The 15,623-nt window shown below is 65.5% G+C and carries 14 protein-coding genes; 7 read left to right on the top strand and 7 right to left on the bottom strand.

Annotated features, from left to right (window positions below; all coding sequences use genetic code 11):
• Window positions 1-20: 20 nt before the first annotated feature.
• The 5 genes from ACRQ5J_RS16475 to ACRQ5J_RS16455 form a co-directional block, all read right to left on the bottom strand.
• Window positions 21-953 (bottom strand): FecR domain-containing protein, encoded by a 933-nt coding sequence (locus ACRQ5J_RS16475; protein ID WP_432378104.1) that lies wholly within the window; start codon window positions 951-953, stop codon window positions 21-23.
• Complete coding sequence (locus ACRQ5J_RS16470) at window positions 944-1,234, bottom strand: sigma factor-like helix-turn-helix DNA-binding protein (protein WP_432378102.1); 291 nt, start codon at window positions 1,232-1,234, stop codon at window positions 944-946. Before ACRQ5J_RS16470 ends, ACRQ5J_RS16475 begins: the two co-directional genes overlap by 10 nt.
• Window positions 1,234-1,431: a sigma factor gene (locus tag ACRQ5J_RS16465; RefSeq protein ID WP_432378100.1), complete on the bottom strand. Its 198-nt coding sequence runs from the start codon at window positions 1,429-1,431 to the stop codon at window positions 1,234-1,236. Before ACRQ5J_RS16465 ends, ACRQ5J_RS16470 begins: the two co-directional genes overlap by 1 nt.
• A 70-nt stretch (window positions 1,432-1,501) precedes the next feature.
• Window positions 1,502-2,182 carry a Fe2+-dependent dioxygenase gene (locus ACRQ5J_RS16460; protein ID WP_432378098.1) on the bottom strand — a complete coding sequence of 227 codons (681 nt, stop codon included), beginning with the start codon at window positions 2,180-2,182 and terminating at the stop codon, window positions 1,502-1,504.
• Window positions 2,179-4,389 (bottom strand): putative bifunctional diguanylate cyclase/phosphodiesterase, encoded by a 2,211-nt coding sequence (locus tag ACRQ5J_RS16455; RefSeq protein WP_432378096.1) that lies wholly within the window; start codon window positions 4,387-4,389, stop codon window positions 2,179-2,181. Before ACRQ5J_RS16455 ends, ACRQ5J_RS16460 begins: the two co-directional genes overlap by 4 nt.
• A 389-nt stretch (window positions 4,390-4,778) precedes the next feature.
• On the opposite strand from ACRQ5J_RS16455, the gene ACRQ5J_RS16450 reads away from it, so the two are divergent.
• The 7 genes from ACRQ5J_RS16450 (at window position 4,779) to ACRQ5J_RS16420 (ending at window position 13,778) form a co-directional block, all read left to right on the top strand.
• Complete coding sequence (locus ACRQ5J_RS16450; RefSeq protein ID WP_432378094.1) at window positions 4,779-5,864, top strand: exo-alpha-sialidase; 1,086 nt, start codon at window positions 4,779-4,781, stop codon at window positions 5,862-5,864.
• A 1-nt stretch (window position 5,865) separates the two neighbouring features.
• A complete protein-coding gene (locus ACRQ5J_RS16445; RefSeq protein ID WP_432378092.1) occupies window positions 5,866-6,570 on the top strand; it encodes a hypothetical protein in 705 nt (234 codons plus the stop codon).
• Between the two features lie 39 nt (window positions 6,571-6,609).
• The gene (locus ACRQ5J_RS16440; protein WP_432378090.1) at window positions 6,610-7,443 is read left to right on the top strand and encodes a hypothetical protein; all 834 of its coding nucleotides are present in this window, start codon (window positions 6,610-6,612) and stop codon (window positions 7,441-7,443) included.
• A gap of 20 nt (window positions 7,444-7,463) precedes the next feature.
• A complete protein-coding gene (locus tag ACRQ5J_RS16435) occupies window positions 7,464-9,449 on the top strand; it encodes an LTA synthase family protein (protein ID WP_432378088.1) in 1,986 nt (661 codons plus the stop codon).
• Between the two features lie 75 nt (window positions 9,450-9,524).
• Entirely contained in the window at window positions 9,525-10,313 is a 789-nt protein-coding gene (locus tag ACRQ5J_RS16430) for an SDR family oxidoreductase (RefSeq protein WP_432378087.1), read from the top strand.
• Window positions 10,314-10,373: 60 nt separating this feature from the next.
• Window positions 10,374-10,535, top strand: coding sequence for a hypothetical protein (locus ACRQ5J_RS16425; RefSeq protein ID WP_432378085.1), 162 nt, complete (start codon window positions 10,374-10,376; stop codon window positions 10,533-10,535).
• Window positions 10,536-10,889: 354 nt separating this feature from the next.
• Window positions 10,890-13,778, top strand: a complete 2,889-nt coding sequence (locus ACRQ5J_RS16420; protein WP_432378083.1) for a TonB-dependent receptor domain-containing protein — start codon at window positions 10,890-10,892, stop codon at window positions 13,776-13,778.
• 43 nt (window positions 13,779-13,821) lie between these two features.
• On the opposite strand, the gene ACRQ5J_RS16415 is transcribed toward ACRQ5J_RS16420, so the two are convergent.
• Window positions 13,822-14,889, bottom strand: coding sequence for an ATP-binding protein (locus ACRQ5J_RS16415; RefSeq protein ID WP_432378081.1), 1,068 nt, complete (start codon window positions 14,887-14,889; stop codon window positions 13,822-13,824).
• Window positions 14,886-15,623 (bottom strand): response regulator, encoded by a 738-nt coding sequence (locus ACRQ5J_RS16410; RefSeq protein ID WP_432378079.1) that lies wholly within the window; start codon window positions 15,621-15,623, stop codon window positions 14,886-14,888. Before ACRQ5J_RS16410 ends, ACRQ5J_RS16415 begins: the two co-directional genes overlap by 4 nt.

Below are 15,623 nucleotides of genomic sequence, written 5' to 3'. Positions count from 1 at the left end.
CAACGGCCAGGCAAAATATTTTAACGGGGACGGAATTGCCAGCCTTCGGCGCGCTGGTCGAGGCGCACGGCCAGCACCTCGGCCAGCGTTTGCAGCGAACGCTGCGGCGCGTCGAGCTGGAAGGTGCCGGAGACGCGGCGCCCGGCCACGCCCGGCGCCACCGACACCGGCTGGCCGGAGTACAGCGTGAATTGCTCGGCAAATTCGGCCAGCGGCATATTCAGGGCCATGAGCAGGCCCCTGGTCCAGGCGTCCTCGGCCACTGGAGCCGGTTGCGGCCGGCTGCCGCCGTCGGCGCTGAACGTGATGCGCTCGCCGGCCTCGACCCGCACCGCCGGCCCCTGCAGCGGCTGCACCTCGACCGCGTGCTGCTGCACGGCCAGCGTGGTGTGCGACGGGTAGACGCTGACGGTCAGCCGCGTGCCGAGCGGCCGCACGACGCCGTCGCGCGCCAGGATGCGCAGCGGCCGCGCCTGCGGGTCGCTGCCGCTGCTCAACTGGATCGCGCCGTGCGACAGATAGATATCGCGCGCGCCGGCATGGTAGGCGACGCCGACGCGCGTGTCCGAACCGAGCCACAACTGGCCGCCGTCCGGCAAGCGGATGGCACGGCGCTGGCCGCGCGCGGTGCTGCTCCAGGCGATCTGCGGTGGTGCATGGCGTTGCGGCAGCAGCGCGTAGATGACGCCGGCAGCCAGCGCCACGCCCAGCGCGGCCATCAGCTGGCGGCGCGGCTTGCGCGGTGCTTGCAGCGCCTGGCGCGCCTGGCGCGGCGCGGCTGCCAGCAGGCTTTGCAGCTTTTCCACCTTCTGCCACGCCAGCTGGTGGGCGCTGGCGGCGTTGAGCCAGCTCTGCCAGCGGGCGCGGGTGGCCGGCGTGTCGTCCTCGGCCAGCAGCAGGAACCAGTCGGCTGCCGCTTCCAGGTGCTGTTCGGTCAATGGCGTCACAAGCATTTCAGGCACTCCGTGACGGCCTTGCGCATGTATTTCTTGACGCTGCTGACGGACACGTCCAGCTCGGCGGCGATGGTTTCGTAATCGAGGCCGTCGATCTGCGCCAGCAGGAAGGCTTGCCGCACTTTCGGGCCGAGGCCGGTCAGCATGCGGTCGATGGCCCACAGCGTTTCCAGCAGCACGGCGCGTTCCTCGGGCGAGGGCTGCATCGCCTCCGGCACCAGCGCCAGTTCCGCCAGATAGGCCTGTTCGATATCGTTGCGGCGGAAATGGTCGATCATCAGGCCGCGCGCGATGGTGGCCGGTAGGACTTGGGCTGGGCGATGTCGGCCACCGCCGGCCGCGCCTGCAGGATGCGGACGAAGGTGTCCTGGGCGAAATCGGCGGCGCGGTCCGAGCAATGGCCGAGCCGCGCCCGCAGCCAGCCGGTCAGCCACGAATTGTGCTCGCGATACAGACTTTCAACACTTACGTCCACTGCCCATCCCTCTTCGATAAATGAGAATTATTATCGTTTAAAGAGGCGATTGTAGCAGAGTTTTAGGCGCTCAGGCCATGCTCCACTGGCGCAGCAGGTTGTGATAGTGGGCGGTCAGGCCGACCAGCTCGTCGCAATCGCCGAGGCGCGCGCGCAGCGCCTGGATATTGCGGTCGAGCTCGAGCAGCAGGCAGCGCTGCAGGTCGTCGCGCACCATGCTCTGGGTCCAGAAGAAGCAACTGATGCGGGCGCCGCGCGTGACCGGTTCGACGCGGTGGATGCTGGTCGAGGGATAGACGATTAGGTCGCCCGCCGGCAGCTTGACCTCGTGCGTGCCGTAGTTGTCCTCGACCACCAGTTCGCCGCCGTCGTAGTCGTCGGGATCGGTCAGAAACAGCGTCGACGAGACGTCGGTGCGCAGCCACTGGCCGTTGGGCGCCATGCGGCGCATTGCGCCGTCGACGTGGTTGCCGTAGGCGCCGCCGCCGGCGTAGTGGTTGAACATCGGCGGGCAGGTGCGCAGCGGCAGGGCCGCCGAGAAGAACAGCGGATTGCGCGCCAGCGCGTCCAGCACGATCTGGCCCAGTTCCCTGGCCAGCGGCGACTGCTCGGCCAGCTGTCGGTTGCTCTTGACCTTGACGCCCTGGTCGCCGACGGTGCCGCGGCCGTCGACCCATTCGGCGGCGTGCAGTTGCTGCCGCATATGGGCCACTTGTTCGGGCGTCAGCACGCCCGGTATGTGCAACATCATGGTGGGTTTCCTCCTTGGATAAGAATCTGTTCCAGCGCCGCCGCAGGCATCGGCTCGCTGAAGTAAAAGCCCTGCGCCTGGTCGCATTTGAGCGCGCGCAGGAAGTCGCGCTGGCGCGACGTTTCGACCCCTTCGGCCACCACGGTCAGGCCCATGGAGTGCGCCAGCGCGATGACGGCGCCGGCGATGGCGCCATCGTCGGCGCCGGCCGAGATATCGCTGACGAAGGAACGGTCGATTTTCAGCGCATTGATCGGGAAGCGCTTCAGGTAGGACAGGCTGGAGTAGCCGGTGCCGAAGTCGTCGATGGCCAGTTGCACGCCCATGTCGCTCAGCCGTTGCAGCGTCAGCGCGGCGCTGTCGGCGCGGTCCATCAACACCGATTCGGTGATTTCCAGTTCCAGCGCGTCCGGCGCGCAGCCGGTGTCCTGCAGCACCTGCGCCACCATCGCGTCGAGGCCGGCCTGGCGGAACTGCCGCGCCGACAGGTTGACCGCCATGCGCAGCGCCGGCAAGCCGGCGCGCCGCCACGCGACCTGCTGCGCGCAGGCCGTGCGCAGCACCCATTCGCCGATATGGACGATCAGCCCGGTTTCCTCGGCGATGCTGATGAAGGCGTCCGGCATCACCAGGTGCTGGCCGGCCGGATGCCAGCGCAGCAGCGCCTCGGCGCCGACGATGGCGCCGCTGGCCAGATCGATCTGCGGCTGATATTTAAGCTGCAACTCGCCGCGCTCGACCGCGTGGCGCAGGCCGCTTTCGAGCGTCAGCCGGTCCAGCGTGCGGGCGTTCATCTCCTCCGAGTAGAACTGGTAATTGCCGCGTCCCATGGCTTTGGCCTGGTAGAGCGCGGCGTCGGCGTTTTTCAGCAGCGTCTTGCCGTCGGCGCCGTCGCGCGGATACAGGCTGATGCCGAGGCTGCACGCCGGCGCCAGCTCGTGGCCCTGAATCAGCATCGGCTCGAACAGCGCGTTGAGGATTTTCTGCGCCAGCGCGGCCGCGATATCCTCGTTCGGCAGCTCGGGCAGCAGCACGACGAACTCGTCGCCGCCGAAGCGGGCTACGGTGTCGGCGTCGCGCACCGCCTGCTTCAGGCGGCGGCCGACCTCGACCACCACGCGGTCGCCGGCGTCGTGGCCGAGGCTGTCGTTGATGGTCTTGAAGCGGTCCAGGTCGAGGAATAGCATGGCCACCTGGTTGCCGCTGCGGCGCGCCTGGGCGATCGCTTGCGACACGCGGTCCAGCAGCAGCGTGCGGTTGGCCAGGCCGGTGAGGGCGTCGTGGCGGGCCAGGTGCATCAGTTCCTCCTCGAACTGCTTGCGCTGGGAGATATCCTCGATCACCGCCACCAGCGCGGCGGCGCTGCCGTCCGGCCGCATCGCCGTGACCGTGGCCTTGACCCAGACCTGGCGGCCGCCCTTGCACAGGTAGCGTTTCTCGCGGGCCGAGGTTTCCAGCTCGCCGTGGGCCAGCGCGTGCAGCAGCGGCGCGTCGAGCTGCCAGTCCTCGGGCGAGACCAGGTCCGACAGGTGCATCCGGCGCAGCTCCTCCTCGCTGTAGCCGACGATGTCCTGCAACTTGCGGTTGACGCGCAGCCAGCGGCCCTCGGCCGACAACTGGGCCAGCCCGACCGCCGCCTGCCCGAACGCGGCCCGGAAGCGCGCCTCGCTATCGCGCAGCTGCTGGCGGCCGGCCTGGATATAGGTATCCAGCGCCAGGCCCATGTCGAAACTGGCGACCTTCATCAGCGCGTTATAGGTCGGCAGCAGCAGGGCGGGGCGCTCGCGCAGCAGGTCTTGCAGCACGGGGCCGAGGTCGCCGAGGTATTTGCGGTAGGCGCCGATATACCATTCCGGCGCCAGGCCGATACGCTGGTGCGCCAGGCCCACGCGCAGGCGGTGGCGCACATAGTCGGCGCCGTAATCGCCGGCGGTCAGGGTGGCGAAGTATTTACCTTGCAGTTGGTGCAGGCGGTCCAGCACCACGGGATCGGCCAGCATCGTGCGCAGCACCGGCACCGATTGCAGATGGCGGTAAAAGCCGGCGATGACGGCCGGCAGCCGTGCTTGCAGTAGCGGATGGATTGCGCGCAGCAGCTTCACGTCTTCGGCCGTCACCTCCAGAAACAGCAGGCGCTGCTGGATGTCGGCGTCGGAGGGCATCATGGTGGTGGCGCTACGGTCCAAATCGCTGGGGTCTGCAAGCATGCGGGCATCCTATCGGGGCCGGCGCGCGAGGGCGCGCCGTGCGCGGCAATTAGTCTAGCTTGCAAACAATGCAAAAAAATGCTAAAAATCAAGTTTTCCAGCGTTTTGTTATCGAAAATTCAGCGCATGAAGGGGCGGGCGGTGCGCATCTGACCGCCTGGTCATCTACATCTGGCCCCGGTTTTCCTGTACGATACCGACTTCGTCCGTGCCCGGCGGCAGCCACAAGCTGTTCGCTGGCAAGGAAGTACTTTATTTTTGGGCAGGGGAATCACCGAGCAGGCTTCCATGTCCCGATCTCTGGAGACGGAATGGGAGTTTTTCGCCCAACTGCACAGCGCCCAGGCACACTGGTCGTGCTGGCATGTATTGCTGTAGTTATCACAGTCATGGCCACCGAGGCCGGGCGCTGGCTGCGCTCGGATCAGCACCACGTCAAGCCGGCGCCGCTGGCCGCCGTCACGCCGGCGCCGGTGACGCTGACCGAACTGTCGCGCGCCATCATTCCCATGCCCAAGGGCGTGCCTTCCGCCCACGCCAGCGCGCTGGCGCAATTGCCGCATGGCGACCTGATTTCGTTCTGGTGGGCCGGCAGCCGCGAAAGCGGCCCCGACGTGCAGGTCTACGCCTCGCGCTGGAGCAACGGCCGCTGGAGCGACAACTGGGTGGTGGCCAGCCGCGACTCGCTCGGCGCCGCGCTGGGCCATGGCGTGCGGCGCATCGGCAACCCGGTCGCCTGGACCGGCGCCGACGGCACCGTCCACTTGTACGTGGTGGCCACCGGTCTCGGCGGCTGGGCGGCGTCGCGCGTGGTGCAGCTGCAATCGACCGACGAGGGCGCCACGTTCACCGTGCGCCGCGTGCTGCCGATGTCGCCGGTGTTCAATACCAGCGTGCTGGTGCGCTCGTCGCCGGTCGGCCTGGCCGGCGGCGGCTGGTGGCTGCCGGTGTATTTCGAAATCGGCCACAAGTACCCGATGCTGGTGTCGTTCGACGCCAACGGCGATCCGCAGCGCCTGACGCGCATCGGCGAGCGCACCCGCTCGCTGCAGCCGACGCTGGTGCCGGTCAATAACAACGAGGTGCGCGCCTGGATGCGCGACGCCGCCAAGGACGATTCGGTGGTGCAGCAGGCGATCAGCCACGACGGCGGCGTCACCTGGGCAGACATGGGGCCGACCTCGATCAAGAACCTCGGCACCTCGCTGGCGGTGCTGCGGCTCGACAGCGGCAGCTTGCTGATGCTGCGCAACGACGGCACCAACCGCGACACCGCGCGCAGCACGCTGACGCTGTCGCAGTCGCTCGACGGCCACCGCTGGCAGGAGCTGACCGATATCGTCAGCGGCCAGCCGGGCGACGAGTTCTCGTACCCGGCCATGTACCAGCTGGGCGACGAGCTGCATATCACGTACACCTATCAGCGGCGCGCGATCGCGCACCACCGTTTGAAAATCCATCTGGCGAAGGACTAGCATGAGTTTGCCCGATCTCTCCCTGCAGATCATATACGCGCGCCTGGCCTGGGCGCTGGTGGCCGCCTCGATGCTGCTGTCGGTGCTGCCCGGCCTGCTGCCGCGCTGGTTCCCGGTGCTGGCCCGGCGCGCCAAGCTGATCGTCGCCGTCACGGTGGCGCTGGTGATGGCGCTGCCGGGCGAAGCGTCGCCGGCCTACTGGCTGACGCTGGTGTTCCAGTACCCGAGCGGCCTGCTGACCGGCTACGCGCTGGTGGCGCTGTGCGCGCGCTGGAACGGGCGGCCGGTCGATTTCCTGCTGCATCCGGCGTTCGCGCTGTTGCTGACGGTGCTGGGCACGGTGCTGTACCTCGATGCGTTCGGCGTGCTGGCGCTGGGCCTGTATTACCGCGGCTTCGACGCCGACGCCGCCGCCGTGCTGGCGATGGTGGCGGCGCTGGCCGGCGTGGCGGCGATCTGGCTGCGCTTTGGCGCCGGCGGCGCGGCGCTGCTGACGGCCGTGCTGCTGTTTTCGCTGCTGCGCCTGCCGACCGGCAACTTGTGGGATGCGCTGCTGGACCCGTTGCTGTGGGCCTGGGCGCTGGGATCGGCCATTTTTGCCGGCCGCCGCCATTACCTGGCCTACCGCGCCGGCGCCAGCCTGGCCCATGGCCGCGTGACGGAGGCCGAGCCGGAACTGGCGCGCAGCCGCGCCGGCATCGAATAAGATTAACGCTATAAAACACACACAACAAGGGAGTGATACATGGTTGATAAGAAGTGGTACATCCATCCGGTGATCGCGGTCGGCGTGCTGATCAACATCTTCGTGCTGGGCCTGGCGATTGCGTTCTCGCACGACCAGGCGGCGCTGTGGCGCCTGCTGGTGGAAGACGGCATCGTCGAGTGGATGCAGTTCCTGTGCTTTACCTTCCTGTCCGGCGTGCTGGGCTTCCTGGCCGTGGAGCAATGGCAGCGCGAGCCGAAGATCAACCTGCAACTGTTGGCCTTCGTCGGCCTGAGCGCGCTGGTGGGCCTGGCCGCCATGGAAGAGATCAGCTGGTTCCAGCGCGTGCTGCACATCATTCCGCCGGAATTCTTCGCGCAGAACAACCGCCAGGGCGAAACCAACCTGCACAACCTGGCCATGGGCAGCAGCAGCCTGCACAAGGCGGTGCTGCTGAAGATCATCGCCATTGTCGGCCTGACCCACAACATCATCCTGCCGCTGCTGGCCAAGAAGAATATCGGCGTGCGCAACCTGGTCGAGAAGTTCGGCCTGTACCTGCCGCCACTGTCGGCCTCGGTCATCTACATCGTGCTGGTGGCGCTGTCGCACCTGCTGGTCGACCATCCGCGCAAGGGCGAGCTGGGCGAAACCTTCGGCGCCGTGCACTACCTGGTGACGGTAGTGGCCGCGTACTTCTTCGGCATCGGCTACGGCAAGCAGCCGGTATTCCAGAACCAGGCCGACGCGCGCCGCGTGTCGACGCTGTTCTGCATGATGCTGGTGTTCCTGCTGTTGATCGGCTGGATGTTGAGCGCGGGCGCGGGCGCCGGCGCCTACATCGCCAGCCACCCAGGCTTCGGCGCTGAATAATGTTCCGCCGCCCTGAAAGCGTGTTGCACAGGACTGCGGGCCGGCTGGCCCGCCTGACCCTGTGGGCCGGTCCGTTCGCGGGACTGCTGCAATTGCTGTTGCTTGGGGTGGTAATCTTTTCGCTGTCGCGCGCCGGGCTGGTGCTGTGGCAGTGGGAACGCGTGGCTGCCACCGGCATTCCACTGCGGATCATGGTGCAGGGCGTGCGCGCCGACCTGATCCTGCTGGGCTACCTGATCGCCGTGCCGCTGCTGCTGGCGCCGTTGCTGGCGCACGCCAGAACCCTGTCGCTGTGGCGCGGCTTCACGGTGGCGTGGGGCACACTGGCGCTGATCTTCATCGTCTTCATGGAAGTGTCGACGCCGCAGTTCATCATGCAGTACGACGTGCGTCCGAACCGCCTGTTCATCGAGTACCTGTCGTATCCGGAAGAGGTGATCTCGACGCTGTGGAACGGCTTCCGCATTGCGCTGGTGCTGGGCATCGTGGCGACCGTGGCGCTGGGCATGGGCATCTACAGGCTGCTGAAGGCGGCGGCGGTCGATATCCGTCCGATCGGCGCCGTCAAGCTGCTGTTGCTGTGGCCCTTGCTGGTGCTGCTGGTGGCGTTCCAGATCCGTTCGACGCTGGCGCACCGGCCGGCCAACCCGGCGCTGTTCGCGCTGACCGGCGACGCCATGGTCAACTCGCTGATCATCAATTCGCCGTGGTCGGTGCTGGACGCCTGGGCGGCCATGAGCCACGAGGCCAATTCGTCCGAGATCTACGGCGAGTATCCGCGCGAGAAAGTGTTCCAGGTCGTGAAAAGCGCGCCGTGGCTGCGCGATCAGCAGTTCACCTCGGCCGAGTTGCCGACGCTGCACGCGCAAGTGCCGGTGATGCAGCGCGAGCGTCCGCTGAACCTGGTGATCGTGCTGGAGGAGAGCCTCGGCGCCACGTTCGTCAAATCGCTGGGCGGCCTGCCGGTGACGCCGGAACTGGAAAAGCTGAAAGCCGAAGGCTGGTGGTTCGAGCAGCTGTACGCCACCGGCACGCGCTCGGTGCGCGGCATCGAGGCGGTGGTGGCCGGTTATCCGCCGACGCCGGCGCGCAGCGTGGTCAAGCTGTCGCTGTCGCAGCAGAATTTCTACACGCTGGCGGCAGGACTGGGCCGGCAGGGGTATCACACGGAATTCGTCTACGGTGGCGAGGCGCACTTCGACAATATGCGCGGCTTTTTCACCGGCAATGGTTTCCAGAAGGTGGTGGACCGGCGCGACATGAAGAACCCGAAGTTCGTCGGCAGCTGGGGCGCGTCGGACGAGGACTTGTTCGACAAATCGCTGGAGCGCCTGAAAACGCTGCACGACTCGGGCAAGCCGTTCTTCAGCCTGATTTTCTCGTCGTCCAATCATGAACCGTTCCAGTTCCCCGATGGCCGCATCGAACTGCACGACGCCGAAAAACAAACCGTCAACAACGCCGTCAAGTATGCCGACTATGCGCTGGGCCGTTTCATCGCCGAGGCCAAAAGGCAGGCTTACTGGAAGGACACGGTGTTCCTGATCGTGGCCGACCACGACAACCGCGTGTACGGCGACAGCCTGGTGCCGATCAAGAAGTTCCACATCCCCGGCCTGATCCTCGGCGCCGATATCGAACCGAAGCGCATCAAGACCATCGCCAGCCAGGTCGACCTGGGGCCGACGTTGCTGTCGCTGATGGGCATTGCTAGCGAACATCCGATGATCGGTCGCGACCTGGCGCGCGACAGCGAAACGCCGGGCCGCGCGCTGATTCAGTTCGACAACTACTTTGCCTGGCTGGAAGGCTCGTCGGCAACCATCCTGCGGCCGAACCAGCCGCCGCTGCTGGGCCGCTACGACGCCGCGCAGGGCGAGCTGAGCATCGGCGCCGCGCCGCCCAGCGCCGCGCAGGTGGACAAGGCGATGTCGCACGTGGTGCTGCCGTCGATCCTGTACCGCGAGCAGCGCTACAAGTGCCGCCGGCGCCGCGCTAGACATTAGCCGCCGCACAGAGTCCCCTTGCCTCCGGGGCGAGACTGATCGATCCGGAGCAAGGGGGACGTCATGGCGACACGATTGAAAAGTCTGGATGAGCAGGTGCTGGTCATCACCGGCGCCACCAGCGGCATAGGTTTAAGCACGGCGCGCATGGCGGCGCGCAAGGGCGCGCGGCTGGTGTTGGCTGCGCGCGATAGCGCCGCGCTGGACCGGCTGGTCGAGGAGTTGCGCGCCGGCGGCGCCGAGGCGCTGGCCGTGCCGACCGATGTCGGCAGGCATGACGAAGTGGCGGCGCTGGGGCGCGCGGCGGTCGGGCGCTTCGGCCGCATCGACAGCTGGATCAACAACGCCGGCATCTCGATTTTCGGCCGCAACGCCGACGTCCCGCTGGAAGACCAGCAACAACTATTTCAAACCAACTTCTGGGGCGTGGTGCACGGCTCGCTGGTGGCGCTGCAGCTGATGAAGGACGGCGGCGGCGCCATCATCAACCTCGGCAGCGAACTGTCCGACCGCGCGGTGCCGCTGCAAGGCATGTATTCGGCCTCCAAGCATGCGGTCAAGGGCTACACCGATGCGCTGCGCATGGAAATCGAAAAGGACGCGCTGCCGCTATCGGTCACGCTCATCAAGCCGGCCGGCATCGACACCATGTTCATCCCGCACGCGCGCAATTACATGCCGCACGAACCGGAGTTGCCGGCGCCGCTATACGCGCCGGAAGTGGTGGCCGACGCCATCCTGTACGCCGCCGAGCATCCGCAGCGCGACATCTTTGTTGGCGGCGCCTCGAAGCTGGTGTCGCTGGAGGCGCGCACCATGCCGGGCCTGCTCGACCGTTTCATGAATCTGATCATGTTCAGTTAGCAGCGGAAAGCACAGCCCACGGCGCCCGATCGCAGCGACGCGCTGTACGCGCCCAACGGCATGGAGTTGCAGGAGCGGCAGGGCGGCCACGACCACAAAGTGCACGAACGCTCGGCCTATACCTACCTGACCACACGCGGCAAGCCGCTGGCGCTGTCGCTGCTGGTCGGCGGCGTCGTGCTGGCCGCATGGAGCGCCTCGCGGCCGCGTACTGCACAGTGACCCAACCGGTTTGTCTGCCGTCGATACGGTTGATCTGTTGTTTTTTAGTAGTGCGTTAGTTTTATAAAAAAAGTCATAACATTATGCAAAATTTGCAGTAACGAAACTTTAAATGTTTCAAGTTGTAACAGCGGAAAAATATTCTGTTGTTTTCGAATTGGGGAAATCTAATTTCGAAGATCGACGTGATCAGCTTTATCTCTGCTAAATTGGGCCCGGGTGGCTTCATTGACACTAGGTAACTCGAATGGTGAAATCGTTATTAGGAGACGTAATGTTTTCTAAACAGAGTCGTCGGTACAGACGGCCACCGGCAATGCCGGATAACACACCCACCATACAGCGGAGAGAACTTTGAATAACAAATTAGTCTTGAAACAAGGCGTGATTACAATCGCGGTGGCGTTGGGTTCGTCCCAGTTCGCCATCGCTCAGGAAGCGGCGGAAGCGCCGGTGGCGAAAGTCTTCGTGACCGGTTCCAATATCAAACGTTCCGACAAAGAAGGCTCGTCGCCGGTACAAACCGTCACAGCCAAGCAGATTGCCGCCACGGGCGCCAATACCGTGGCCGAGCTCCTGCACTCGATCCCGGCCTTCGGCTCGGGCGCCTCGGTCGATATCGTCGATGGCGGCTTCTCGCGCGGTGCGGCAACCGCCTCGCTGCGTGGCCTTGGTTCGTCATCCACGCTGGTTCTGCTGAACGGCCGCCGTATCGCCTCGTCCGCATATGCCGACCCGAATCAGGGCAAATCGGCAGTCTACGACCTGAACTCGATTCCGCTGTCGGCCATCGAGCGCGTCGAGATCTTTAAGGATGGCGCATCGGCCGTGTATGGCTCCGACGCTATCGCCGGCGTGATTAACTTCATCACCAAAACCGACTACACCGGTTTCGACCTGTCGGCCAGTGCCGGCGCCAACGGCGACGGCGAATTCGGCCGCAAGAATGTCAGCGGCGTGATTGGTTTTGGCAACCTGGAAAAAGACCGCTACAACGGCTTCCTGTCGTTCGACTTCTCCAAACGTGACAGCACCGTCATCGGCGACGCCACCGGCGGCGTCGACCAGGCCTCATACAGCTACATCCAGGCGCGCCTGAACCCGTATTCCAGCAGCCTGACCGACCAGCCGTTCTTCTACCGCGAGCGCACCACCAATGGCCGCAATTTCGCTACTACGTACGCACTGCGCGCCGACGTCATCAACCGTACCGGTTGCGATCCATCCCAACAACTGGTGGGCAGCATCGCGGCGCATAACCTGACCGCGACCAGCACGCTGGTCGGCCGCACCTTCTGTAACTTCAATTTGAACGATTACAGCGAGGTGCAGAGCGCTGGCAAGGACGCCAACCTGCTGGCGCGCGGCAACTTCAAGGTCAGCGAATCGATCACCGCTTTTTCGGAAGCGTCGTATTCGCGCTCCGAGCGCACCTATCTGGGCGCGCCGCGCACCATTTCGAGCACTTCGTCAAGCACGGTGTTCGCCGCCGACGGCAGGCCAACCTCGCAATTCCAGCTGATTCTGCCAGTGGGCCACCCCGATAATCCATTCAACAACACGCCAACCACGGCCGCCGCAGGCTCGCGCGCGGCGGTCGGCTTCCGTTTCGTCGGCCACCCTGGCGGCAGCGACAACATCAATGAATCGTTCCGCGTGCTGGCTGGCCTGAAAGGCACGAGCGGCGCCTTCGACTGGGAAACCGGTGTGCTGTGGAATCGCAGTGAGCGCACCGAACACTATTTCGGCATGCTGTACCGTCCTGTCGTCGAGCGCATCATGACGGAAAACCGCACGATCGCCGCCACCATCGCCGATCCGAACTCGACCCGGGACCTGGAAAACCGCGGCTTCTCGCAAGTGCTGCAGATCGATGCCAAAGCGTCGACCACGCTGGGCAAACTGCCGGGCGGCGATATCGGCCTGGCCTTCGGCGGCGAAGCGCGTCAGGAGAAAATCGGCCTGACGCCCGATACGGAAACCCGGGCCGGCAATATCATCGGCCTGGCGAACTCGATCGCGGATGGTCGGCGTAACGTGAAATCGGCCTTCATCGAGCTGCGCACGCCGTTCCTTAACAATTTTGAGATGGACTTCGCCGGCCGCTACGACAAGTACCCGACCGAATCGAGCTTCGTGCCGAAAGCCGGCGCCAAATGGACCGTCAGCGACAAGGTGGCCGTGCGCGGCACCTTCGCCCGTGGCTTCCGCGCGCCGGCGCTGACCCAGGTGTCGCCGGGCGGCGTGCAGTCGTTCCAGACCGTGACCGATTCTGTGCGTTGTCCGGATGGCGTGGTCCCGCTCGGCAATGCCACCTCCAGCGATTGTGCGAAGAGCATTTCCAGCCTGTCGAAAGCCAATCCTGAACTGCGGCCGGAAAAATCCAAGTCGGCGTCGCTGGGCCTGATCCTGCAGCCGACCAAGGACTTGGATATTTTGCTCGACTTCTACAACATCGAGCTGCGTGATGAAACCGCACTGCTGGGGGCGCAGACTGTCATCGACCATCCTAACCAGTATCCTGGCGCCGAGGTACTGCGCGACACCAACCCGGCCAACCAGCTGACGCTGGCCGACGGCACGGTGGTCCCGAACTCGGGTCCGCTGCTGCAAGTGAATCGTTCCTACATCAACCAGGGCCTCACCAAGGTGAGCGGCGTGGATCTGGAAGTTGCGCTGCGTACCTCGCTGGGGAACTATGGTCAGCTGACCAATTCGCTGAACTGGAGCTATCTGAACAGCTTCAAGCGCGCGATGCAGCCGGGTGACGTCGCCCACAACACGGCCGGCTCGAACGGCGGGCTGTCCGACTGGGCGATCACTGCGGGCGACAACCCGCGCAACCGCGCTTCGTTCTCCAGCAACTGGAGCAATGGCTCACACAGCGTTACCGGGATAGTCGACTTCGTTGACCATGTGTCGCTGCTGCGTCGTTACGACAACGCCGATGTGTATCCTGCAGCGTACTGCCATTACGGCACCGGCCAACCGTCGACCGCCTATCAGCTGGGCGGGCTGGCGAAGTACAGCAACGCCAACTGCAAAGTGGCTAGCTGGACTACGCTGACCCTGAACTACGCGTACACCGGTATCAAGAACCTGACGCTGTCCTTCAACGTGAAAAACGTGCTGGACAAGGCAGCCCCTTACGATCCGCGTTATCCGACCGAAGGTTTCAATACCCAGCTGCATAACGGTATGGGCCGCAACTTCCGTGTCACCGCGAAGTACTCGTTCATGTAATCGAGCCTGAGCATCCCCGCCGGCGCCAGCCGGCGGGGATGCCTTACGCCAGCGGCCAGTTTAATTCGAACAGGGTGCCGCCCAGCTTGGACGGGCGGCATATCGCCTGGCCGCCGTGGCCGATGGCGATGGCTTTTACTACCGCAAGCCCCAATCCACTGCCGCTGCCGCCGCGCTGCTGCGTCTGGTCGCCGCGCTGGAAGGCGTCGAACACGTGCAGCGCCAGGGCCGGGTCGATGCCCGGACCTTCATCTTCCACGCGCAGCCGGCAGGTGCTGCCCGACGCCAGGCTGCTGATGCGCACCACGCCCGGCGTGGCGTGCTTGCGCACGTTCTCCAGCAACGCCAGCAGCGCCTGGCGGATGCGCATCGGATCGCACAGCACCGCCTGCGGCGTCAGGTCCAGCTCCAGCCGGAAGCCGGCCGCCTGCAACAGCGGGTCGGCCAGCTGCAACACGGTTTCGATTTCGCTCGACAGGCTGGCGCGCACCTTTTGCAGCGCCAGGTGGCCGCTTTCCGCCAGCGCCACCATGCGCAAGTCCTCGATCAGCCGGCCCAGTCCCTCGACGTGCGTGAGCAGGTTCTGGAACTGCGCCTGATCCGGCACGAAGACGCCGTCGGTGATGCCTTGCAGGCGACCGCGCAGGATCGTGACCGGCGTGCGCAGCTCGTGGGCGATGGCGGCGTTCCAGAACACGCGTTCCTGTTCCATGTGCTGCAGGCGCTCGGCCATGCGGTTGAAGTCGGACACCAGTTGCGCTGCTTCGCCCATGGCGTGGTCGTAGTTGGTGGCGCGCGCGGTCAGGTCGCCCTGGGCCACGCGGCGCAGGCTCTCGGCCACCGAGTTCAGTGGCGCCAGGATGCGCCGCGACAGCTTGCCGGCCGCCGTCACGGCGATCACCACCGAGATGAAGGTGGTCACCACCAGCCAGATGACTTCCTCGCTGGTGGGCGTCATGTCGAGCGGGTCGCTGTTCATGAATTCGGGCGAGTGGCGGATCAGGTAGGTGTAGAGCGCGTAAGAGCTGATTTGCACCAGCAGGATGATGCCTAGCGCGACCAGCGCCATCGATAGCGAAATCTGCCGGCTGATGCCGGAATTGAGCTTCACGCCGCGCTCCCCAGCCGGTAGCCGACGCCGCGCACGCTTTCGAGCAGGCCGGTGAGGCCGGCCGCCTCGACTTTCTTGCGCAGTTTGCTCAGGTGGCTGTCGACCGTGCGTTCCAGCGTTTCGCCCTCCGGCAGGCAGTTGGCCAGCAGTTCGGCGCGGCTGAACACGCGCTTGGGCGCGCGCAGCATGTGCGCCAGCAGCCGAAATTCGGTCAGCGTCAGCGCCAGCACCTCGCGCGCGGCGCCGTCGATGCAGACTGCCGCTTCATAGTGTTCGAGATCGACTTCCAGGCCCTCGGCGCGCAGCAGCCTGGCCGCTTGCGCGCCGGCCTGGCCGGCCGTGCGGCGCAGTACCGCCAGCACGCGCGCCACCACCTCGGCCGGATTGAACGGCTTGACCACGTAGTCGTCGGCGCCGATGCGCAGGCCGGTGAGCTTGTCGATGTCCTGGTCCATGGCGGTGAGCATGATGACTGCCGTGTTGCCGCGCTGGCGGATCTGCGACAGCACCGTCCAGCCGTCGAGCTGCGGCATCTGCACGTCCAGCAGCACCAGGTCGGGCTTGAGCATCTGCTGCATTTCCAGCGCGCGGCGGCCGTCCGGCGCGTGGGCGACGCGCAGGCCCGCGCGCGACAGGTAGGCCATCAGGATTTGCGCGATTTCCGATTCGTCCTCGGCGACCAGCACCAATGCCTGTTCGCTGACGCCGGCGGGGAGTTCTGTGTGCATGCTCAT

The sequence above is a fragment of the Duganella sp. P38 genome (assembly GCF_050859475.1).
Classification (GTDB): Bacteria; Pseudomonadota; Gammaproteobacteria; order Burkholderiales; family Burkholderiaceae_D; genus Rugamonas.
The sequence above is the reverse complement of the archived record's forward strand: the minus strand, read 5'-3'. Positions and strand labels throughout refer to the sequence as shown.

Coding starts and splice junctions, on each gene's coding strand:
- ACRQ5J_RS16475 (WP_432378104.1), bottom strand. CDS start 953: ATGCTTGTGACGCCATTGACCGAACAGCACCTGGAAGCGGCAGCCGAC.
- ACRQ5J_RS16470 (WP_432378102.1), bottom strand. CDS start 1,234: ATGATCGACCATTTCCGCCGCAACGATATCGAACAGGCCTATCTGGCG.
- ACRQ5J_RS16460 (WP_432378098.1), bottom strand. CDS start 2,182: ATGATGTTGCACATACCGGGCGTGCTGACGCCCGAACAAGTGGCCCAT.
- ACRQ5J_RS16455 (WP_432378096.1), bottom strand. CDS start 4,389: ATGCTTGCAGACCCCAGCGATTTGGACCGTAGCGCCACCACCATGATG.
- ACRQ5J_RS16450 (WP_432378094.1), top strand. CDS start 4,779: ATGGCCACCGAGGCCGGGCGCTGGCTGCGCTCGGATCAGCACCACGTC.
- ACRQ5J_RS16445 (WP_432378092.1), top strand. CDS start 5,866: ATGAGTTTGCCCGATCTCTCCCTGCAGATCATATACGCGCGCCTGGCC.
- ACRQ5J_RS16440 (WP_432378090.1), top strand. CDS start 6,610: ATGGTTGATAAGAAGTGGTACATCCATCCGGTGATCGCGGTCGGCGTG.
- ACRQ5J_RS16425 (WP_432378085.1), top strand. CDS start 10,374: ATGGAGTTGCAGGAGCGGCAGGGCGGCCACGACCACAAAGTGCACGAA.
- ACRQ5J_RS16410 (WP_432378079.1), bottom strand. CDS start 15,623: ATGAGCATGCACACAGAACTCCCCGCCGGCGTCAGCGAACAGGCATTG.